Consider the following 21,232-nt stretch of genomic DNA (forward strand, 5'->3'; position numbering starts at 1 on the left):
GGTAAGGCGATTAGCCTAAAATTTTACCCTTCAAAACTTTTCAAACATCCTCTTAGCGCAAATGACTAATATTGCTCTTCTCGACTCAACTGATATCCGTTACATTGACTATCCTTCTACCTCATCTATTAGTTAAACCCGGCGTTTGCCCCACAGTAACATTTATGGTAGTGGCAATTGGATCAATTGGACTGATTAAACCCACTGTAGCAGCTGCGGCGAGTGCTTTCTCCCGTTTGATTCTTTCATCGATAAAAGCTAGAAGTGTTTTCCAATCACCACCGGAAATGCCTTTGATCTGCTTATCGTTAAGTTCCTCATATGGCTCGATATCTATCTCCAAATTTTTTAAAACAATTGTTGATTTAGTAACTTGTCTTGTGTTAGATTTCATGATCGCACCTCTTACTTGAGTTTCATTAACTATGAGTAGATTTTTACTAGCTTGCTCAACAATCAAGTACTCTGTTGAAAATATTTGAGTTTTTAGATTTTTAGTTTTAGCCGTATTTCTATTGGCTATAGCTAAACCTCAGCAATATTAAAGGATATTTTGGCTATTGTTTTTTAGTTCAAAAGTATCTATTTACTGTTCAAATACTTAACCTATCTTTGCAACTTTTTGATGCTTTCTTGCATACTTACTTTTAATGAAAGCTCCCATTCCTAAAGCTAAGCCTGAGCTAAAGACAGTTAAGGGTTCGGGAACAGCATCTACTTTTACTTTATTAAATCCAACTGCTGTGTTGACTGTGGCTCCCCGTGGCCCTGCTCCACCTGATAGAGGAGTATCGTACTCAGTTAAAATAAATGACAAATCGTAATTAACACCTGCTCGAAAATTAGTACTATCAACAGGTAAATTAAATGCTTGGAAAACAGCAAAGCTGTTACTGGGGCCAGTTATCGGTGTTTTAGCAGTTCGCTTTAACAAGCTTTTTCCAGCTATTGTTACTTCAAAAGTATCAGATGGTGCTACGGCAATTCCAATTCCATTAAAAGCTAAATTAAAAGAAACTATTTGTTTTGGTTTCTTTAAATCCTCTGCGTTAAAAGTCAACCCAAATATATATTTATTTGTTGCAGAGTTACCAATATCACTATCTCCTGTGTTTTTATCATCATTAGCTAGATCACCTTTTTTAGCGCCTAAGATATAAAAATTTTCACTAAAAAAGTTTCCGAATCCTCTACCATTATTTCTGCTTGCAGTATTTAATGTATCAGTTTTTACTCCTATATCAAAAGCTTGTCCTGAACCTACAGGATCACCTAATACAGCTGCTTGTGTCCGAAAACTTACCAGAAAAAATGGTAATCCCAAAATACAAGCTTTTCCAAAATTAAAAAATGAAGATGACATTTTCATTAAACGCCTCCTTGATTATTAGATATTTACAAATATCTGACTATGGAATAGCAAGCTCTTAGCTTAAAATCCGTCGTTATTAGCTGTTTGTTAAAAACTTAAGCCTCAATTAATTAGTTATCACGAGTAAAAAGCAAAATAAACTTCTTTATTAAAACTTGAATATGTAAAGAAGTGTAATTTCTAATACATTGCAACTATACTGAGTAAAGCGGTAAGAAAAAACAATACATACGAAGCAGCATTCAGAAGGCAACCGAGAGTAAAAATTGGGCAGGCTCGCATATTGTCAAGCAAAGAGCATCTTTGTAATCACACCTTTTGAGTAACAATAGTTTTGTTATATACTTCTGTTTTTTCCTACCTACTTAATTTATAAAGATGAATTAGTATTTTTAATTACATAGCATACTAATGTTTGCAAGTTTTTTCAGTCCAAAGCAAAATTCTTGTAAAGTTAGATTTTAAAATTAAGTTTTTCTTGCAAAGAAGCAATTTTATTTTTTCGTGAAAAATACTTTTCTGATAAAGAAACACATTTCACAAAAATATAAGTAAAATTTATCACTTTTTTAGAGGAGTTCTGTGTTTAATTACACTTTACCTTTACATAATCTTTATAAATGTGCTTGAACTGGTGCAAGGGAAAATTAGGGTCATCCCAGCGAAAAATCCAATCTGGAATCGAAAACTAGGGATTTGACGAGGGAATGATAATTCAGCAAGGGTTGTGGAACTAGCGATCGCAGCTGTGTTTTCACTAGCACACAAAAGTTAAAGCATCGATCTCTGCGGGAACCCTAGTTAAAGGTTTTGAGGTTGTCGGGTGTTGATAAAAACTCAATTTCGTTGGCGGCGGGTTCTGCTAGCAATAGCTATAGGAACAATAGCTGCATTCGCAATCGCCACAGCATCCCGCGAATGGCAAGTCAAGACACAAAGCTGGTGTATTCGATTCTCGTCAAGTGGCACTCAGAAAGTTTTGTATGGCTATGACTGTCGGAAGTAGTGTTTAACCAGATTAATGGATTATTAGAGTTGCGCTTTTTACTCTCAGCCAAGGTTTCACCCTAGAGTGATGGAAGAGTGTTATTCAGATTCTTCATCTAGATAAGATTGGCGACTGTGGCGAACATGAACAATTGCTACAACATCTTCTTCAACGACAAACAAAACTCGATATTTTCTTCGTTTTCCAACCCAGAGTTGCCGAATTTCACGACCAATCACTGCTGCTTCTGGTGCTATGCTACAGCGATTAGGAAATTTTTGAAGCGAAGCGATAGAGTCTTGAAGTTCGTAATACCAGTTGTTGGCTATTTCAGTACTTAGATTGTCGCACATCCAACGATAAGATGTTTCGATTTCTTGAAAGGCGGTAGGTTGAATGAGAACTTGGTAACTCATGGGCGAGGCGGAATGCCAAGTTTGTATTGTAGTGTTGTCAAGGCTTGTTCAGCAGGAATTCCTTCACCCTGCTCAAACTCATCTAGTCCTTTACGAACACCTACTATTGTTTCTAGGTAATCAATGCGTTCTAAAAGTTCCCTGTATGTGGCTAGGGGCTGTTGTGGGGCTGCTTTGAGTGATTTTAAAAACCTAAGTAGCTCCTCTAGGAGTTCGTTTGAAGTATTGTCAATTTCTTGTAATAGCAATTCTTTGATCGTCATTACAGTTGATAGATGAGATTTCTGTTTTTAGATAGCGATCGCTAAATGCGAAAAATTCAGCTTCGACATCCTCAACGATGGAATTTACCACAATGACATAAAATTGAGCGAAGTTGGGTAGACTGACGCTAACTGGTGGTTCACACGCGCAACTGACTCTACCCAACAGCGCATCCCCTGTGACTAGGCATTAGATGCCGTCTGGTGGCTATCGGTGGCGGACACCGTGCCTGATACAGAAGCGGTTAACTGTGAACAATTGCTAGACCGACCGTTTGAGATGTTGATCCCTGAGCAATGGGAATGCTTGCGGGAGTTGGTAGCCGTTTAAATATGTGCTATCTTGACTTTGATCTTAGATGCCGACATTTCCACTAATTGAAGGCGTTGAGCACTTTCGTGTTTTCAAGGTAGCGAACTGCCCAGTTATACAGGGCGGCTAGGTTTACTACTACCTTGTCTGCTCATTACCTCGGATGCCCAAGGGCGTTAAATATTTAACAAAGCATTATTGACTATTTTAGAATTATCGGATAACTTAGTTTTATCAGATGTTTCGAGTTTTTAAGGAAGAGTCTCTAAGACTTCTGATAAATAAGATTTGACTAAGCAGTTGAAGTCTAAGTTTTATCTTGAGTCTGTTAGCCTCCTCCGATGCCGTAAGGTTTTGATCGTTTGGAATATTGAAAAAATTAGTTATTAGGAGGGTTACTGAAGTGATAGCCTCTGTTGATTTTGTTGCGTCTCAAGATGCAAGAAGTGTAGAACCTTGTGTGGAGTTAAATTTTCCTGTTCAAGGTAAATATCTTCCTGCTGATCATGGCTATGCAATCTATGCTGCATTTGTTCATCTGATTCCAGAAATACGTCAGCAAAATATGCTCAGTATCCTGACAGTACCTGGTTTTGGCGATGGACAAGGCAAAATTCTTCTAACTGAACAATCTCATTTAAAAATTCGTCTGCCAGTCTCTAAAATCCCTCTTGTTTATCAACTAGCAGGTAAGCAATTTTCTATTGGTAGTCATCAGATTCAAATTGGTATTCCGAAAATTTCCATAATTCAACCATCAAGTAGGCTAAAAGCAAGAATTGTCACAATCAAAGGATATGTAGAACCACAGTCATTTTTATCCTCTACACAACGCCAACTTAATAAATTAGGTATTTCGGGAAAAGTCTCTATCCCAGTCGATAGGAATAGCAACCCCAGTCGTAAGACCATCAAAATTCAGCGTTACACTATAGTCGGTTTCAGCGTTGAAGTTTCAGGTTTGAGTGAAGAAGATTCCCTGATTTTGCAGCAGTGGGGATTGGGTGGAAAACGTCACATGGGCTGTGGAATCTTTATACCTTACGATGGAGCGAGAAGTGTTTAATACACTATTGGCAAAATCTCTACCTAAATATAATGCTGAAGAAAACAAGGTACGCGGATGTGCAAAATATACGGGTCACATTAGCTGTGTAATGCAAGCAGCAGATATTTTAGGAGATAATTTAGGGCTGGTAATTCTCAAACAACTAGGGTTAGAGAGTGTTGATGTAAACTATTTTGTTAACACAGTCAGGTTGGGTGCTTATCTACACGATTGGGGGAAAGCCAACCAGCACTTTCAAGAAATGGTTTACCTCAATTCTCAAGATGAAAAACTTCTTCCTTACAAACCAAAGTTACGAAAAGAATGGAAGTCGCACGGTGAAAAGCAGATGCTTCGGCATGAAGTAATCAGTGGCATTTTAGCACTTCAAGTTACCAGCTTTAGGAAATGGTTAGAACAGTGTCCAAATGCAGACTTGACGATCGCAGTCTGGGCAGCAATGGGACATCATCTGAAAATAGGATTAGATAAAAACAATCAACCCGCAGGAATCATAGCCGAAATTCCCTCTAATAGGGGTGCTGAATTAAGAATCTATACTCAGCATCACGATTTTCAAGTCGTGCTAGATATGGGTAGAAAATCTCTCGGTTTACCAGATAATCTCCCTGAACCACCCCCAGAAATTTGGTCTAAGTATGAACTACAACAAGCTTTGATATCTCTGCGTGATGAATTTATTCAGTTTGAGCCAAATTGGGAGCAACAAAAGTTTATTGCAGCAGTAAAAGCAACAGTAATCGCGGCTGACTTAGCAGGTTCGGCATTACCTTTAGTTGAGGAGGATTTCAAAGGATGGATGCAGAAAGTACTATCCTTAAATCTATCAAAGTCTGAAATTCAACAACTAGTTAATCAGCGTCTTCAAGGAAAGCCACTAAGACAGTTTCAGGAGGACATTGCTAAAACTAATACTAGAGTTACGTTAGTAAAAGCTGGTTGTGGAACTGGGAAAACTGTTGGTGCTTATGGTTGGGCAGAAAATTGGGCAGTAAATCGTAAGCTGTTTTTTTGTTATCCAACTACAGGAACAGCTTCTCAAGGCTATATCGACTATGCTGATGGCACAGAAATAGAAGCAACTTTGATGCACTCCCGCGCAGATTTGGATCGGGAATTATTGTTCTCTGGTGATTCAGATGATTCTGAGAGTATAGATGCTAGGTTAACAGCTTTTCAGGCATGGCGAAAGAAACTAATTGTTTGCACAGTTGATTCTGTACTGGGCTTGATTCAAAACAATCGTAAACCTTTGTATTCTTGGCCAGCAATCGCTCAGTCTGCTTTTGTATTTGATGAAGTTCATGCCTACGATCAACGACTCTTTGGCGCATTATTACAATTTCTGAGAACATTTCGCGGTGCGCCCATTCTACTGATGAGTGCTAGCTTTACTCCACAACAACTTGAGGCTATTTATCAGTTAATGGCAGAACTGGGTGAAAGTATTGAGCAACCCATTGAGGGGCCAAAAGAGTTAGAAAGATTAGAGCGATATCAATTTCAAGTAATTAAAGAAGTAGACGAACCTGAAGAATTATCCCAAGTGTGGCTATCTGTAATCGAAGCTCTAAAAAACCGACAGAAGGTTTTGTGGGTAACAAACTCTGTACAAACTTGCATCGATTTGTATCGTTTAGCTCAAACCAAGCTTAGTGAGCATTTATCAGATAGAACAATCGCACCACTAATTTACCATAGTCGTTTCCGTTATTGCGATCGCCTCAAAAAACACGAAGCCGTAATCAATGCTTTTCGGTCAGATAGCCCAGTTTTAGCTATCACTACTCAAGTTTGTGAAATGTCGCTCGATCTTAGCGCTGACTTATTAGTTTCAGCAATGGCTCCGGCTGCGGCTTTGATTCAGCGATTGGGACGGCTTAACCGTCGGATGACTAAAACAGAAGAAGGAACCCGCCTAGCGATTATTTACCCTTGGAAGAATCAAAATCCTTACGACAAGGATACGGAACTTTTAACCGGAAAGCAGCTACTTGAACAGCTTTTTGGAAAAATTGCCATTTCTCAACGTGATTTATCTGAAGTAGCTGCACAACTAGGTTACAAAATACCAGAAATCGTCAAATCAAGCTGGTTAGAACGTAATTGGTGTAGTTATCCTGATTTTCTGCGAGAAGGTGGTTCCACTATTACCGTTTTGCTTCAACAAGATTTAGCAGATATTGATGAGGCTGCTAACAACAGAAAAGATAAATTATTTATGAAAGAAGCTCAAAGATGGTCAGTACCAATTCATATTCCTAATAATCGTGAGAAATTATCACAGTGGAAACGGATCAGATTTTATCTTGTAGCTCCATCTGAGGATATCTATTACAGCGAAGAGACGGGGGCTGAACCATGCAAATAGAGTTTGATTTGAGCAATCCTAGTTTAACATTGCTGCATCGTGCTGGATTAGCTGGGTTGTGGATGACATTGAACCAACTAAAAACAGAAAAAGTTACGCCGCCGTTCGGGTTAGATTGGCAGCTTACCGATAGACAAGTAACGTTGAATTGGGAAAATAACGATTGCAAAGTCCTGGAATGGTTACTGAAAGAGTCTTTTCAAATTGACAACGGCATGATTTCTCTGAGAGGATTAGATTCAAAAACCATGCGTCAGGATTCTCAGGCGATCGTTCATCAAGGGATTTTAGGCACTTTTTTACAACACAATAGTACACATAAATCGGCTGGGACTCAAACTATATCTTTGCCATTGGAAGAAAATAAACCAGAAATTGTTGTCACCTACAAAGCGCTACAAAGTTATGCTTATCAAGATTTTGCTAGTAATCTTTGTGACAATAAAGGTGTCTTTTTGTTGAAAAAACCAATTAGTATAGCAGGGTGGCTTAATCCTGGTGCTGTAGTGCGTCATGTTGCTTTCAGTTCTGACACCAGTTTTGAGGAACCCGCAGAACAAGCATTAATTTTATTGTTTGCACCTATAGCTTGTTATTACTACATACTCAGATCCAAGTTGCGGGATAAACGCGCTCAATATGCACTAGTCATACCAGAAGTTACTAATTTAAAAGAATACGCCAAGTATCGACAAAATCAACATTTAAGAAACGCTAGTTATAAAGATTTCCACGCTTCAGGATTGGGTGATGCTGGATTGCGATTTTTAACTGATAAGAGTACTACAGAAATTGCCAACACTTTTAAAGTACCACGTTGCCAAGTGTTAACTTTGGGAACGGTAGCATGGTCTACCCAGCAAAAAACTCGCACTGATTTATATGTAGTCGAAGCCAATGCTGAAGTTTGTCATAATTATCGAGTTTGTGATGATTTTCTAGGAGATAGAACAATTGAAGGTAAAAATGGTGGTTTTGTTTCTAGTAATTTTGCCAGAGAACTTATTGCCGAGAATCTTGCTAAGTCAAAGTCTTGGTATGATGGCATTTCGGAAAATGTGAATAGCAATGAGTTATTCCAAAAACTAGCTTATGAAAGAGGAGGATTATATCAAGTGATTCAAAGAATTGAGTCGAATGAGCGAGAGAAATTGTTTATCCAAGCTTGTCATCAAGCAATTAAGTTTACTTATGGTAAAATTTCTGATCAAGCCGACAAACGACGAGAATTTTCAAACTTTGACCGTGAAAACATTCGCATCAGGACAGGTTTATCTCGTTGTAAAAATGCTGAGAGTTTTAGGGAATTTATTACACATTTTTGGTCAAAAGCCGGTCGAATTCCGACTCTGCAAAATCATTGGGAAGATTTGATGGAATTGGTTATGGATGAGAAAGAATGGAAAAAAGCTAGAGATTTAGCTTTACTTGCCTTGGCTAGCTATAAGGGTAAGGGGGTAACTGACTCAGATAAGGATGGAGAAAATGGAATTGATGAAGATGATTTCTTAATTCCTGAAATTGATTAATATTTAGTAGTAAATTTTTCACTTTAGATGCCGTTACTCAGATATTTCACCTGCCTAACCTACCGCCAGAGAATAAATTCTCTCGCTAATAGCCCAAGTCCACTTAAGTGGACTAAAATCTATGCTCTTAATAGGGTTTAGTCCTCTTAAGAGGACTTTCGCTATTAGCCATAGGTTTCTAACCTATGGCGGTTTTTGGGACTGGTGCAAGATATAAGGTTAGGTATTAAGCACAGTTAATTCATCAATTATTTGGGAAACTCAACATGACTTTTCACTTGTTTGGTAATATCCTAACTGGATATGGCACTGCTGCTAATAATCGCGGAGAAAATGAAGGCAATATTACAACCTTACAAAAACTGCTTTGGAAGGGTGAAGTTCACACAACAGTTTCATCGGAAGCAATTCGTTGGGCGCTGCGTTATTATTGGCAAACTGTTGGCAATGATTATGAAGTAAATCGTCGTTGGGATGATAACATAAATGACAATACTTGGCAAAATGCTAATTTTGATGATATAGCTTTCATTGATGATGATGTTCTTGGTTTCATGAAGGCAGAGGGTGCTAAATTGGAAGCGTCTGATGAACCAAAGCAAAAAGGTAAAAAAGCACCCAAAGGTACAACAACTGTAAGACGAGGCGTTTTAGAAGTCACTCGTGCAGTTTCAACAACTCCTTATGTCGGAGATTTGACATTTAATTCCAAAAGTGGGCAAAAATTAGATAAAAATGGTAATGCGAAAAGGGATACTCTTTACGGTACAGAGGTTCATGCAACTCGTTATCAATATGGTTTTGCTCTGACACCCGATCGCCTAAAAGATAAATCTCGCATTATTCCAGTTTTAGATGGTTTAGCTTCTTTGGGAGAAGTTGCTGGAAATCACTCGCGTTTTTTGTATGACTTTTCCCCAGATAGTCTGATATTACGCTGGACACACGACTTTGCACCGAGAATTCTTTACAGCTTTGAAGAAGATGATGAGGGGCAAATCACGGCTGATGAATTAATTCGTCGAGTGGAAGCACAAGATATTAATCCTCAAGAATTATGGGTGGGGGGAGCGATCGCCAGCACCTCTGATGGTAAAAAATTAGCACAGTTGGGTGTTAATGTCTTGACAGGAATCAAACTTGTTGTCGAAACTCTCAAGCAGAGAATTGCCAGAGATTTAGAGTTACCAGTAGTGGAGTTGACAAAATGATTGCCCTCCAAGTAGAAGTTCCCATTGCTTGTTTTCGGCAATCCCGCGCTAGAGAATATGCTGAAACTTATCTAGTACCACCACCTTCAACTGTTTATGGAATGTTGCTCTCAATTGTGGGAGAAATGAATCGCTATAAACATTGTGGAACTAAATTAGCGATCGCCCTTCTCACTCAACCACAAAAATCAACTGTTATTCGCACATTTCGTCGTTTTAAAAAGAAAGATATCCATGACTCCAGCAACGCCAGACCAGATTATCAAGAACTGTTGACTGATATTAGATTTATTACTTGGGTTGATTCTGAGTCAGATAATTCGCAGCCAACTCTACCAGAACGCTTACAGATGGCATTTGCTAACCCTGCTTCTATCAATCGTTTTGGCGGTCTTTGTTTAGGAGAAAGTCGAGATTTGATTAATGCTGTTACCTTGTTACCCAAAAACTATCAAGGTCAATCGTTGCAATGGCTGGTGCAAGATGAAAATGGGTTGTTGACTTTACCCTATTGGGTGGATCATGTTGGTTCAAAGGATACTCGGTGGCAAAGATATCTAATACTTGAACCGTCTGAATTATTTCATCCTCCTAAGACTGCTTGGACATTAATTCAAGCAACTTAGAAAAAATGGACACAACATATTTCAATAAGTCGTTATCAAATGAGCGATCGCCTAAACTAAAAGTAAACCTCTTTTACCATATAACACCTATGGTTCAGTCTTCAAATCAACGCCTAACCCTAGAAGAATTTCTCGCACTCCCCGAAGGAGATATTACATACGAGTTTGTTAACGGTGAAGCTGTACCCAAATATAAAGACGATGAAATGTCACCAAAATTTTTTCATTCTACGGTTCAAAAAACTTTACTTCTTCTTCTAGACCAATGCTTTCACAATCAAGGTCGTGTAGTAGTTGAATGGGCTGTTAAATTAAAACTGCAAAATCAAGATTGGATGCCTGTACCAGATTTGACTTATGTTTCATATCATCGTCTTCCTGCTGACTGGCTATTAGATGAAGCTTGTCCTGTTGCACCGGAATTAGTGATTGAAATTATCTCACCTGGTCAAACTTTTGGCGAAATTGCCGAAAAAGCAACTGATTATCTCAAAGCTGGTGTTTCTCGTATTTGGGTGGTTGATACAAAAGCTAGAACTGTAACTGTATTTGCCCCATCTTCCTTGCCGATTACTTATCGAGATCATCAAGTAATTACTGATGATTTACTACCACAATTAGAAATTACTCCTAACGCAATCTTTCAACGAGCTGGGCTAAATCCCTAAAATACTGTTTCCTTTGATGTCGTAAGGCGCTAAAACACAATTACCTTACAGGCATATATGCAAACTCTCGAACACCTCGAAATTTCTACAAAACCAGAAACCATTCGCGTCTCTGCCCTCCACGCCCTCGCTTACTGTCCTCGCTTGTTCTACCTAGAAGAAGTCGAAGAACTTTACACCCAAAATGCAGCCGTCTTTGCCGGACGCAGACTGCACACTGAACTAGAAAAACAAGAAGATGAGGAATGGGAGGAACTGTTTCTCGAAAGTGAAGAATTAGGTTTACGCGGTCGGTTGGATGCCCTTCGCACCCGTGATGGGCAAACAATTCCCTACGAACACAAACGCGGTCGCGCTCACCGAGACGAGAACAAGCAACCCCAAGCTTGGGAGAGCGATCGCTTACAAATCCTTGCTTATGCTTATCTATTAGAATCCGCCTTCGGAATTACAGTTAAAGAAGGACGCATTCGCTACCATGCTGATAATGTACTGGTTCACGTACCAGTGGATGATGCAGGACGGGCAGCTGTTCGTGAAGCAATTCAACAAGCACGTACCCTCAGACAATCTACCCACCGACCACCTGTAATTGATAACGAGCGATTGTGCGCTCGTTGCTCTCTAGCTCCCGTGTGTTTGCCAGAAGAAGCGCGACTCGCCCATGATAAAGAGTGGCAAGCAATTCGCCTGTTTCCTGAAGATGATGAACGGCAGGTAATTCATGTTTTGGAACCTGGAACTTGTGTTGGTAGAACTGGTGAACAAATCAAAATTACCCGTCGCAATCAACCTGTAGAAACAGTTCCCGCTCGTCAAGTGGGACAACTGGTATTACATAGTTTTTCGCAAATTTCCACCCAAGCACTGCATTTTTGTGCTGACCAAGATATAGGAGTGCATTTTATTTCGGGAGGTGGGCGCTATCTTGGTAGTTTTGATACTCGCCAAGGTAGCATTCAACGCCGCATCCGCCAGTATACTGCTTTAAGTAATTCTGATTTCTGCTTGGAATTAGCCCGTAAATTGGTAGCTTGCCGTGGACAGGGACAGCGTAAGTTTTTAATGCGAGGAACTAGAGGTAAAGCTAAAGCAGAGAAATTGGAGAAAGCGTTAGCAAAGCTCGCCGCAGGCATCGCTCAAATGAAAGCTGTTCTTAAACAAGTTCCCCAAGCAAAATCTTTAGAATCTCTTTTAGGACTAGAGGGGAATTTAGCAGCGCTATATTTTGGTGCTTTACCCTGTTTGATTTCACCAGAAGTCTCAAAAGAACTGCACTTTAGCGGTCGAAATCGTCGCCCACCCAAAGATAGGTTCAATGCACTGCTAAGTTTTGGCTATGCACTTTTACTCAAGGATGTAATAAACAGTATTCTAGTTGTTGGTTTAGAAGCTGCTTTAGGTTTTTACCATCAACCGCGATCGCAAGCTGCACCCTTAGCACTGGATCTGCTCGAAATTTTTCGCGTGCCTTTGGTAGATATGACAGTAATGGCTTCAGTCAATCGAGGCCAATGGGATGTTTTGGCAGATTTTGAAATTCGTGGGGTGCAAGTTTGGTTAAGCGAAGCTGGCCGTCGCAAATTCGTTGAACTATATGAAAATCGGAAACAAGAAACCTGGAAACATCCAGTTACGGGTTATTCTCTTACCTATCGCCGTTTATTTGAATTGGAAGTAAGACTGTTAGAAAAAGAATGGTCTGGTGAGGGTGGTTTGTTTGGTCATTTGGTACTGCGCTGAGGTATCAAAATGGCAGAACAAAAAAATTGTTACCTCATTTGTTACGATATTCGCGATCCTAAGCGTTGGCGCAAAGCTTATAGCTTGCTTCAAGGCTATGGCGAAAGAATGCAATACTCTATTTTTCGTTCTTGGCTGACTATGCGAACACGTGAAAAATTACGTTGGGAACTTGAAAAAATATTGGCTCCAGAAGACAGCCTACTTCTAATTCGTTTGTCGAATCGGTGTGTTGTTGCCATTCCATCATACAATCGTCCAGAATCTTGGTCATCTCAACAGGAAAATTACCGCATTGTCTAATGCATGGATCTGGGGCTGTCAAAACCAAAATAGAAGTAGACAAGCTCGGAACTCTTACTATATTTGCTTTCTAAGCTTTTTATACTATCTAGAGATGCTTGCATTTTTTAATAATGGCTTAGAAGCTAGACAGGGCAAGAGATTTAAGATTACTTTCCATCGTTAGGGATGACATTTTCCTAGAACTTTTGTTAATTTGTTAATTTCTAAGAGGAGGTACTTGTAAAATCTACTCTCAAAGGTTTTCTAGTAAGGATTTCAGCACCCCCCCTGCCTAGACCTTAGATGCCGTAAGGCGTTGAGCACTACAGAGAAGAACGTGTAGAAGAAGTTCACCCCCCCTGCCTAGACCTTAGATGCCGTAAGGCGTTGAGCACCACAGAAACGACCACCATTATTCAAAAAAGATGGCGCTGCCTAGACCTTAGATGCCGTAAGGCGTTGAGCACTTTTTTAATTGACAATAATAATTGATAATATTGCCGCCTGCCTAGACCTTAGATGCCGTAAGGCGTTGAGCACTCAAGAGTTTTTTGAAAAAAGCACAAAATCAATCAGCTGCCTAGACCTTAGATGCCGTAAGGCGTTGAGCACATAACCCCTGGGGTGTTGGGCTGGGGAGAGTATTGTCTGCCTAGACCTTAGATGCCGTAAGGCGTTGAGCACTAACGCGATACAACAACGCGATCGCTCGGTTAAAGCTGCCTAGACCTTAGATGCCGTAAGGCGTTGAGCACAAATAAAACAGTAAATACTTACCCCCGGAATCAATACTGCCTAGACCTTAGATGCCGTAAGGCGTTGAGCACGATAATGCACCCGCCAAAATTACCAATCAAATGGATGCTGCCTAGACCTTAGATGCCGTAAGGCGTTGAGCACAAGCTGTTCGGCTTCTGCTGCTGCGTTATCAATATACTGCCTAGACCTTAGATGCCGTAAGGCGTTGAGCACTGTGGTGAAGAGGAAAATGCTTCTATAGAGGCTCTTTTCTGCCTAGACCTTAGATGCCGTAAGGCGTTGAGCACCTCTAGTTCAGTCACAATATCTAGAAAACGATAGCTCTGCCTAGACCTTAGATGCCGTAAGGCGTTGAGCACACCATTGTTGATTTAAATAAGCGTCAATTACACGACTGCCTAGACCTTAGATGCCGTAAGGCGTTGAGCACACAACAGTTTTACCCGTCCCCGTGGGCGACTGTACTCTGCCTAGACCTTAGATGCCGTAAGGCGTTGAGCACCGATCGCGGGGCACCAAATTTTAAATTTTTCAAACACTGCCTAGACCTTAGATGCCGTAAGGCGTTGAGCACAACTAAATTCATCACCTTCTACCAGCATTTCTAAACTGCCTAGACCTTAGATGCCGTAAGGCGTTGAGGCCAACCTACCTCCCTGTTAGAATCTTTATCCATCCCTATTGCCTTACAAAAGCATCAGCACATTCGCCAACACTGCTATCTGCCGCGTCAATATCTGCTTCGCCTCCGCCACCGACCCATGCTGTAGTTCATGAATAGCCTGATGTAGCCCAGTGTGTGCATTAATCGTTGAGTAAGTTATCTTGCCTCATATTCAGACTCCAACACACTCAACAATTTCTCTTCCACAGCAGTCAGATTTGGGCGATTTAGTTTCCCCAATGACTGCAACAGATTTTTGACCGTCTCCTCCAGAGAATCGGAATATATTCGAGCAATGCGATCGCAGATTACCTGCACCTGTTGACATTCATCTGGTAGGTAATTGAAAGACTTGAGGTACTGCAAGCCAACCGTGTACTCCCCATTCCACATTGTGACTGTGCAACTGAATTCGCCCACATGGCTGACAATCGCCCAACACCCGCCCTTACCTCTCAGTTCTGGGTTGTCCTTAGCAAGGATTTGGCATACTTCCCCCAGTTGGTAGGTATTGGGTACTCTGGTTCGCTCCATTATTTGCTGCACAACATCTTTGACGATTCTACCACTTGGGACTTTACCGCCAGCTTGCTCCACTGCGGTCTGCCATGCCTGTTGTTGTATTTCCGGCTCTAGGGGAATCAAGGGGCGCAATTGATATTCGTTGATTGGTAAAATTTGTCCCTCACTGGAGTTAGAGATAGATGTGTCCGCATCATTTTGTGTCCTATTAGGACACATTTTCATGAGATTATCCACAACCACCGTACTCTCCATTAACCTGTAAGGATAACGGCGCTCAAAACCAAAACGCTCTCGGCAGTATTCCTTAAAGGTTTTGTGCGTACTTCGGTACAGCTTTCTGTCTCGTAATTCTGTTAACGCTTTTCCTGCAAGATAAAACGCTTTTTCTACTTGTCGCTCTAAATGCAAGCGATCGCTTTGTTCTTGTTCGGTTAATTCTGGTACTTCAATAGCAGTAACAGTGATAGTTGCTGTAGATGGGTTTTCCTCAACAGAGATATCTTCCACAGAACTCGTTAGTGGTGTTGAATCTCTGGATGCAGAGATGGTAGATTTTTTGCGCTCTTTGGATGGTTTAGCCATTATTCCATCCCTTTAGTTCAATAGTATTTTCAACAGAGCCAATCAGAAATAAATTTCAGGGATGGTAATTGTGGCGATAATGCTTTGGGATTAGCGTTGATTAAGTATTATCGCCTTCACGAGTCCTCTTGAATTTTCACAATGTCATTGACAGTAACCAACTCGCCAGACAACTCAGAGCAAATTCTAGCAAGCTTAACTATATTATCGATATCCGCCTTCTTGAGCTTGCCATCACGGGCAACTGTTAAGGTATGCCTGGTAACTTCATTCGGACTACCTTCAAACTGCCTATGAACTGCGTAGACAGACAAAGGGCTACCGTCTTTAGCTTTGGGCCACCATTGCGAAATATCAATATATGCTTCCATCCAAACTGCTAACACGCTTTTACTGATCAACCTCCATTAACGCTTATCTGATTACAGAATAACAGCCAATCAATACACAGGCTGTCAATTAACAGAATAACTGCTAATCAGCATATTGACAATCAGTTAGCAGAGTAGCATAATATAACTATCATAAAAGGCAACCGCCCTTAGCCTCGGAAACTTTGGAAGCGATCGCCTTTTATAAAACCCATACACTCGTACAGGGAATCTTAATTATGACCCATGTCACACATACACAGCAAGCCCTCTCCCGCTACACCCTCAAGCGCCTCAAAAGAATCGCCGTAGAACTCGGCGTAACCCCAACAGGGGACAAGAGAGCGGCTGACACTTGGGTAAACGCAATCATTGCTCACCAGTCCTCTCAGCTTCAAAAGGTTGATGAACAAGCCGTAGCCCAAGGTGAACTCGACGGGTACATGACAGACCAAGCCGTTGCAGTTGAGGAACTCACCACAGTAGAGATATCCTTCTATGACCACGAAATCTACGCAGGTAGCAAGTTAATCGCTTCCATAACCCATGACGATGACTTAACGCAACCTTGGGTGGTGATGGTGAACGGCAAAGAGAAGTTTCGTGCTAACACTTGGGCTAGATGCCACCGCTACATTACTTGGCATCACCAAGACAGAACGCTTAACGAAGAATTGCCAGCAACACTTGACCAAACTGAAGCCGCATTACCAGCAGTACTCAACCAAACTGAAATCATACAAACAGCGCCAGAAGCAGAATTACCCACCACTGGTAACGAAGTCATGGTGCAGATTTTCACCGAATGTGAAAAGTTTGGGTTAGAAATCCTCAATGATGGGATTTATCGCGAGAACATCAAGCTAGGCGAAGTGGGATGTACTAACGGTAACTGGTGGGTGGTACGAGTAGGGGAACAAGAACGAGTACCCTGTGATTCTGCGTTGGATGCAGTGTGGTGGCTGTCAATGGTTGACGTGTTACCTACTGCTGAGACAGAACCAGGCTTACACAAAGAATTGTCATACAGACGGCTTGAGCAATTAACCTCTAACGAACTGCAAATACTGTTTGAGAATGCAGAGTTAGTTGCAGTGTAAGGAGAAAGTGGGCTTTGATGCCCATTACCACAATTTGACCGTTTAACTTGTTTCAAATAATAAGCACAGGCAAATTGGACAAGCCTCAGTAATTCTGTCCTAATTGCTCATCCATCCTCTTATTCATCAATTCACCTATGCAACCCACAATATCAATTCCCAAACACTGGGAATACCCTCGTTTTAGTTTGGGACAGCGTACACAACAGGGCATCATCATTGGCTTCGAGTACTATCCACAAGATAGTTTTCTAGCTGAAAGATATGGTAATGGTTGGCGTTATTCTGTGATGACTCACAGAAACTCCGAAGATTTGTTGCACTATCACTCAGAACAGATTCAACAACTATCGCTAGAAGAATTATCTTCGCAAATCCAAGCCGAAATTGACGAACATCAACAACAAATAGATGCGCTTAAGCAACAGTTAGTAGTAGTAACGAAAGGTAGTATCAATGGCTAAATCTGTTGATAACTATGTTGAGCGTACATCTGCTAAATTACTACGTTCTTTACATCAAAACGGAGGGAAAGCACCTCTGCACCAGATTCAGTTCACTAATTCAATCATTCAGTACTTATTGGATAAAAAACTATTACAGATACAGAATACAGGACATGGATTTTTGTTGAAGATTGTTGAATAAAACACAAGAATTAGGAGCAATGAAATGCCACATCCCAACTTAGACACATTGATTGGTGCAGCAGAATTCATCCTTCAAGAAATTGTGAGACATCCACAATTCCAAATACTTGATTATCACCCTGACTTCACAATTACTGATGCTCAAACCGCACTAGCTCATTTGAAATCGCAACTAGACCATAATCAAAATCCCTCCATCACATCACAAATATCTCCCAACAAATAAAAACAATCGCCTGAATGGATATCTTTTCAAGCGATTAGAGTACACAAGTTAATAGTCATTCTCAGAATACAGCACACATTACATCAACACAATCACACATACAACGCAATCATGGAAACAATTAAAATCAATAACAGCGTCTTTCTTATCCCACCAAGCCAACCAAAACTGCAAGCCAACTGCGCGAAAGAATACGGTCAATTCCTTCTCGATTGTCCGCCAAAGTTGACAATTTTAGAAGCTCAAGCAGGGGGGTATTTAAAAGGAAGTAAAGCTGACTTTGCGATCGCAATCTCCCGTCCAGACCGTGTATTTACGATCAACGAAAACTTTACTAACGAACCATTCACCGAACTCTGGGTAATTCCAGTCGGCGGGGAATTAAAGGAGCAATTCAAAGGCCCCGCATCAATGCTGTTCTGTTTCTTGATGCACCGCCAGAGCAAAGACTCGTTTGCAGGACTCTACAATCATTTTGCTCGTCGTGCCTTTCAAGACTGGTGTGAACAAGGGATGCCAGATGATGATCCTAAAAAATTCTGTTATCAGGCGATCGCTAGTGTACTACAAAACTACATCTTTTGTGCCGAGTTTCAAAAGGTAGAAGGGGCATTAGGTACATATTGGTTTATTCAATGGAGCTATCGTAACCCACAGTCTGATTTTGAAAAGGATGCACTGGAAGCGGCGTCACTAATTCGGAGTGGTGCGGAAAGTGGGGCCGCATTGAATTGGGTGACCAATGAGACATATGAACGTTGGGCGTTGAATGCAGAGACAGCACCCGTGTTACCAGCAGTCTCAGAAGCAGAGGCGAGGGCGTCGTTATTACCACAGAATCAGCAGTCATTAACGGGGAGTAAGAAGAAGTAATTCATAACAAATATCTAAGGCGGTTTTAGGTAATCGCCCTACTAATTCAATTTGTAAAAAGTAGGGGTACTAAAAGCGATGAGAGTCATAGTTACAGTAGTTGAAACAGTCACAAATGAAGTACACATTAATATCCCCAATGGATTGTCGAAGTTTGCAATTAAGCAGCATATTACTGACCTTTACAACAGTGAAGAGATACAGCATTGCTTCGAGATTGCTGACGTGAAATTTGAATCAATTAGCGCAACTATTGTTAGACAAGATTTGACAGATTCTATCTCTGCATTAAATGAGTTATCACAAATTCCACAATTATGACTGCAATATCAAGTAATACTGTTCGGAAATATAAACGCCTTTACACTAGCCAAAAACGAAATAAAAGACCTCATCTAATTGCGAAATACGGTATGCAATGTTTTTGGTGTGAATGTCAACTCACTAATGAAACACTGACCATTGATCATTACATTCCGTTATCAAAGGGCGGGAATCATCAAATCAAAAACTTGAGGTTGGCTTGTTTTGAATGTAATCAAAAACGAGGGAATTCATTACCATAAGGAGAATAATAAATGAGTAAATGGACATCAGAAGAACTAGCAATCATTGAGGCGAAAGCAGAAATCTACACCACTAAACAAATAGCCTCCAGTCTCAAAAGACGAGGATATCACCGTACAGTTCATGCCATTGCTTTGAAATTAAATAGTCTAGGTTATTCAACTCGTCCTACTCTTGATAACTATTCTTGCAAAGAAATAGCTCAAGTTCTTTGTCTAAGTTTATCAACCGTTTGTTTCTGGGTAAGACGAGGTTGGCTCAAAGGTAAAAAGCGTTCTCCTAAAATCTATCAAATCCGCAAATGGCATCTCAAAAAATTTCTCCTTAATCCTCCACATCATTTGAAAAAGCGTATCGCCTCTCTCGACCCCCAAGCTATTAACTACTTGTTGGGGAGAAGGGCATCATGATTAACCAAATCACTGTCCTTGAAACTTGCTGGTACATCTCACCTCCTTGGGATCGAGAAATACCCAAAGTCTCGATTAGTCTGTTTGAGAAAGTTTACCTCAAGAATTCTAGAACATTTGGTTATTGTTGCGGGGTGCAATGGCATAAAACTAAATGGTCATATGCAGTTGATACAGAGAAAGAAATAATTTCTGCTTGGGAATATGACTTGATTGGTACAGGTAGATTAGAACCTCACACACTTACCAAACCTGAATTCATGCTGGGTGAAAGAGTAATGCTTCGGACTTTGTGTGAGTCACCCAAACAGCGAATAGTTCTCGGTATTGAGCAACTTGATGATTGTTGGTTTTACATGATTGAGTCTATGTCCCCTGTATTGGGTAAGTCAATAAGGACAAATAACTTTACTTATGTCAGTCAAGAAGATTTGGTGCGAGTCAACGTCTAAATGTTTTTTCAATTCATTTTCAGTCAATTAAAGGAGTTATTAATCATGGGAGAAGCAAAACGTCGTCGTCTATTAGATCCAAATTACGGTAAGGCTCAAATGCCATCTGATCTCGAAGGAATTCAAAGCGAATTATTCAGTCAACAGAGTGATTTAGTGATTATGTCTTTTTCAGACTTTGGTGGGTACATTAACCAGCTGCTCAATTACAGTTTGGTTTTCCCCTGTTCATCTGACCAAAATGAAGCACGTCATGCATTTGTCGAAAATCAACAACAAGTGATGCATTCGATTATTCCACTAATACAAGAACACGGTAAGGGTTGGATTACCCAAATGTACGATCATCAGAAAAACTACACCCAATGGGGATATGTACCTGCCACAGGCTTCGCTTTAAGACACCTTCAGACTGAAGTCTTTTCTAAATCTTTAGGGAAAGTAGTCGGTAGTGTGATGGGATGTGTTCTTGAAGAGTGGAGTTTTGAGCCATCAAATCAATTGATTCCAGTAATTGCAATGTCTACCCATTACCAAGACCCTTCTTGGCTGTATTGCATTTAGGAGTATCAATCAGGTCGGAATTCATCTGACCTGAAATTATCTAACGATCATGCTCAGTTGCCAAAATCGTGTATGATAGTGTGTCGCTTAGTTCATGTGTACTATCTGATTGGAACATTCAAATCTAGTTGATGGGTGAACTCTGACAGGTACAACAACTAAGCCTATTTATTGAGAGTGCTGAATCGAGCGTGAGGTTCTTAAAAAAACCTCAACGGCAGTGTGGCTTTGATACTGCTGACTTTTTCATGCGTTTAAATACCAGGGGGAAATATGCCAGTATTTGTACCAGACAAAGATGAAGATTTTCAAAATAAGCACCTACAAGAATGGTTAGACAGTGGAGTAGACAGAGCAATTTACGATCTCAACGTCACCTCAATCAGGGGAACCATCCCCTACGAATTTCTGCTCTACAGCCTTAACATCTCCCGTCGTAATGATGGGCGTCTGAGAGATTACGATCTGAAAAAATACCGACACATTGAACATGGTGGCTGGTGGTGCAGTGGAGTTGACCCTCTCAATGATTACAAGCTAATGATCTGGGGATGCTTCAAACCTGACAAACCCCGCCGTGACCCCTAGCTATCTAATTGGTATTTCAGGGCTTGAGACTCAAGCATAGTAAGAAG

26 protein-coding genes and 1 CRISPR repeat array are annotated in these 21,232 nt (G+C 40.6%); of the genes, 20 read left to right on the top strand and 6 right to left on the bottom strand.

What is annotated here, in order from left to right; all coding sequences use genetic code 11:
• Positions 1-121: 121 nt before the first annotated feature.
• Complete coding sequence (locus tag AC5JMF_RS18610) at positions 122-394, bottom strand: hypothetical protein (protein ID WP_495797207.1); 273 nt, start codon at positions 392-394, stop codon at positions 122-124.
• A gap of 207 nt (positions 395-601) precedes the next feature.
• Complete coding sequence (locus AC5JMF_RS18615; protein WP_495797208.1) at positions 602-1,369, bottom strand: PEP-CTERM sorting domain-containing protein; 768 nt, start codon at positions 1,367-1,369, stop codon at positions 602-604.
• A gap of 826 nt (positions 1,370-2,195) precedes the next feature.
• Between AC5JMF_RS18615 and AC5JMF_RS18620 the strand changes: the two genes are divergently transcribed.
• Positions 2,196-2,378 (top strand): hypothetical protein, encoded by a 183-nt coding sequence (locus tag AC5JMF_RS18620; RefSeq protein WP_495797209.1) that lies wholly within the window; start codon positions 2,196-2,198, stop codon positions 2,376-2,378.
• An 80-nt stretch (positions 2,379-2,458) separates the two neighbouring features.
• Here AC5JMF_RS18620 and AC5JMF_RS18625 read toward each other — a convergent pair whose 3' ends face one another.
• Both AC5JMF_RS18625 and AC5JMF_RS18630 read right to left on the bottom strand, forming a co-directional pair.
• Positions 2,459-2,776 (bottom strand): type II toxin-antitoxin system RelE/ParE family toxin, encoded by a 318-nt coding sequence (locus AC5JMF_RS18625; protein ID WP_495797210.1) that lies wholly within the window; start codon positions 2,774-2,776, stop codon positions 2,459-2,461.
• The gene (locus tag AC5JMF_RS18630; RefSeq protein ID WP_495797211.1) at positions 2,773-3,039 is read right to left on the bottom strand and encodes a prevent-host-death family protein; all 267 of its coding nucleotides are present in this window, start codon (positions 3,037-3,039) and stop codon (positions 2,773-2,775) included. Before AC5JMF_RS18630 ends, AC5JMF_RS18625 begins: the two co-directional genes overlap by 4 nt.
• Before the next feature lie 716 nt (positions 3,040-3,755).
• Between AC5JMF_RS18630 and cas6 the strand changes: the two genes are divergently transcribed.
• From cas6 to cas2, 8 genes are all read left to right on the top strand, one after another.
• Entirely contained in the window at positions 3,756-4,418 is a 663-nt protein-coding gene (cas6, locus tag AC5JMF_RS18635) for a type I-MYXAN CRISPR-associated protein Cas6/Cmx6 (RefSeq protein ID WP_495797212.1), read from the top strand.
• Positions 4,357-6,792, top strand: a complete 2,436-nt coding sequence (cas3, locus tag AC5JMF_RS18640) for a CRISPR-associated helicase Cas3' (RefSeq protein WP_495797213.1) — start codon at positions 4,357-4,359, stop codon at positions 6,790-6,792. Before cas6 ends, cas3 begins: the two co-directional genes overlap by 62 nt.
• Positions 6,783-8,321: a type I-MYXAN CRISPR-associated Cas8a1/Cmx1 gene (gene cas8a1, locus AC5JMF_RS18645; RefSeq protein WP_495797214.1), complete on the top strand. Its 1,539-nt coding sequence runs from the start codon at positions 6,783-6,785 to the stop codon at positions 8,319-8,321. The genes cas3 and cas8a1 overlap by 10 nt, the downstream gene beginning before the upstream one ends.
• A gap of 266 nt (positions 8,322-8,587) precedes the next feature.
• Positions 8,588-9,532 carry a type I-B CRISPR-associated protein Cas7/Cst2/DevR gene (gene cas7i, locus AC5JMF_RS18650; protein WP_495797215.1) on the top strand — a complete coding sequence of 315 codons (945 nt, stop codon included), beginning with the start codon at positions 8,588-8,590 and terminating at the stop codon, positions 9,530-9,532.
• On the top strand, positions 9,529-10,158 hold the full coding sequence (cas5, locus tag AC5JMF_RS18655) for a type I-MYXAN CRISPR-associated protein Cas5/Cmx5/DevS (protein ID WP_495797216.1): 630 nt from the start codon (positions 9,529-9,531) through the stop codon (positions 10,156-10,158). The genes cas7i and cas5 overlap by 4 nt, the downstream gene beginning before the upstream one ends.
• An 89-nt stretch (positions 10,159-10,247) precedes the next feature.
• Positions 10,248-10,826, top strand: coding sequence for a Uma2 family endonuclease (locus AC5JMF_RS18660; RefSeq protein ID WP_495797217.1), 579 nt, complete (start codon positions 10,248-10,250; stop codon positions 10,824-10,826).
• Between the two features lie 57 nt (positions 10,827-10,883).
• The gene (cas1, locus tag AC5JMF_RS18665) at positions 10,884-12,569 is read left to right on the top strand and encodes a type I-MYXAN CRISPR-associated endonuclease Cas1 (protein WP_495797218.1); all 1,686 of its coding nucleotides are present in this window, start codon (positions 10,884-10,886) and stop codon (positions 12,567-12,569) included.
• 9 nt (positions 12,570-12,578) lie between these two features.
• On the top strand, positions 12,579-12,872 hold the full coding sequence (gene cas2 / locus AC5JMF_RS18670; protein ID WP_495797219.1) for a CRISPR-associated endonuclease Cas2: 294 nt from the start codon (positions 12,579-12,581) through the stop codon (positions 12,870-12,872).
• A gap of 270 nt (positions 12,873-13,142) precedes the next feature.
• Positions 13,143-14,258: direct repeats of the CRISPR family, unit length 36 nt; unit sequence CTGCCTAGACCTTAGATGCCGTAAGGCGTTGAGCAC.
• A gap of 175 nt (positions 14,259-14,433) precedes the next feature.
• On the opposite strand, the gene AC5JMF_RS18675 is transcribed toward cas2, so the two are convergent.
• Positions 14,434-15,384 (bottom strand): hypothetical protein, encoded by a 951-nt coding sequence (locus AC5JMF_RS18675; protein WP_495797220.1) that lies wholly within the window; start codon positions 15,382-15,384, stop codon positions 14,434-14,436.
• Positions 15,385-15,500: 116 nt separating this feature from the next.
• On the bottom strand, positions 15,501-15,770 hold the full coding sequence (locus AC5JMF_RS18680; RefSeq protein ID WP_495797221.1) for a hypothetical protein: 270 nt from the start codon (positions 15,768-15,770) through the stop codon (positions 15,501-15,503).
• A 224-nt stretch (positions 15,771-15,994) separates the two neighbouring features.
• Between AC5JMF_RS18680 and AC5JMF_RS18685 the strand changes: the two genes are divergently transcribed.
• The 11 genes from AC5JMF_RS18685 to AC5JMF_RS18735 all read left to right on the top strand — a co-directional run bounded on the left by AC5JMF_RS18685 (position 15,995) and on the right by AC5JMF_RS18735 (position 21,185).
• Positions 15,995-16,855 (top strand): hypothetical protein, encoded by an 861-nt coding sequence (locus AC5JMF_RS18685; RefSeq protein WP_495797222.1) that lies wholly within the window; start codon positions 15,995-15,997, stop codon positions 16,853-16,855.
• Positions 16,856-16,992: 137 nt separating this feature from the next.
• Positions 16,993-17,319 carry a hypothetical protein gene (locus AC5JMF_RS18690; RefSeq protein ID WP_495797223.1) on the top strand — a complete coding sequence of 109 codons (327 nt, stop codon included), beginning with the start codon at positions 16,993-16,995 and terminating at the stop codon, positions 17,317-17,319.
• Positions 17,312-17,503: a hypothetical protein gene (locus AC5JMF_RS18695; RefSeq protein ID WP_495797224.1), complete on the top strand. Its 192-nt coding sequence runs from the start codon at positions 17,312-17,314 to the stop codon at positions 17,501-17,503. The genes AC5JMF_RS18690 and AC5JMF_RS18695 overlap by 8 nt, the downstream gene beginning before the upstream one ends.
• A gap of 24 nt (positions 17,504-17,527) precedes the next feature.
• Positions 17,528-17,731, top strand: coding sequence for a hypothetical protein (locus AC5JMF_RS18700; RefSeq protein WP_495797225.1), 204 nt, complete (start codon positions 17,528-17,530; stop codon positions 17,729-17,731).
• A gap of 111 nt (positions 17,732-17,842) precedes the next feature.
• Complete coding sequence (locus AC5JMF_RS18705; RefSeq protein WP_495797226.1) at positions 17,843-18,604, top strand: hypothetical protein; 762 nt, start codon at positions 17,843-17,845, stop codon at positions 18,602-18,604.
• A gap of 78 nt (positions 18,605-18,682) precedes the next feature.
• A complete protein-coding gene (locus AC5JMF_RS18710; RefSeq protein ID WP_495797227.1) occupies positions 18,683-18,925 on the top strand; it encodes a hypothetical protein in 243 nt (80 codons plus the stop codon).
• Between the two features lie 92 nt (positions 18,926-19,017).
• Positions 19,018-19,170 carry an HNH endonuclease gene (locus tag AC5JMF_RS18715; RefSeq protein ID WP_495797232.1) on the top strand — a complete coding sequence of 51 codons (153 nt, stop codon included), beginning with the start codon at positions 19,018-19,020 and terminating at the stop codon, positions 19,168-19,170.
• A gap of 12 nt (positions 19,171-19,182) precedes the next feature.
• Positions 19,183-19,581 carry a hypothetical protein gene (locus AC5JMF_RS18720; protein WP_495797228.1) on the top strand — a complete coding sequence of 133 codons (399 nt, stop codon included), beginning with the start codon at positions 19,183-19,185 and terminating at the stop codon, positions 19,579-19,581.
• Positions 19,578-20,033: a DUF1392 family protein gene (locus tag AC5JMF_RS18725; RefSeq protein ID WP_495797229.1), complete on the top strand. Its 456-nt coding sequence runs from the start codon at positions 19,578-19,580 to the stop codon at positions 20,031-20,033. Before AC5JMF_RS18720 ends, AC5JMF_RS18725 begins: the two co-directional genes overlap by 4 nt.
• Before the next feature lie 45 nt (positions 20,034-20,078).
• Complete coding sequence (locus AC5JMF_RS18730; protein ID WP_495797230.1) at positions 20,079-20,597, top strand: hypothetical protein; 519 nt, start codon at positions 20,079-20,081, stop codon at positions 20,595-20,597.
• Between the two features lie 273 nt (positions 20,598-20,870).
• On the top strand, positions 20,871-21,185 hold the full coding sequence (locus AC5JMF_RS18735; RefSeq protein ID WP_495797231.1) for a hypothetical protein: 315 nt from the start codon (positions 20,871-20,873) through the stop codon (positions 21,183-21,185).
• Positions 21,186-21,232 lie beyond the last annotated feature (47 nt).

The organism is Desmonostoc vinosum (assembly GCF_059505385.1).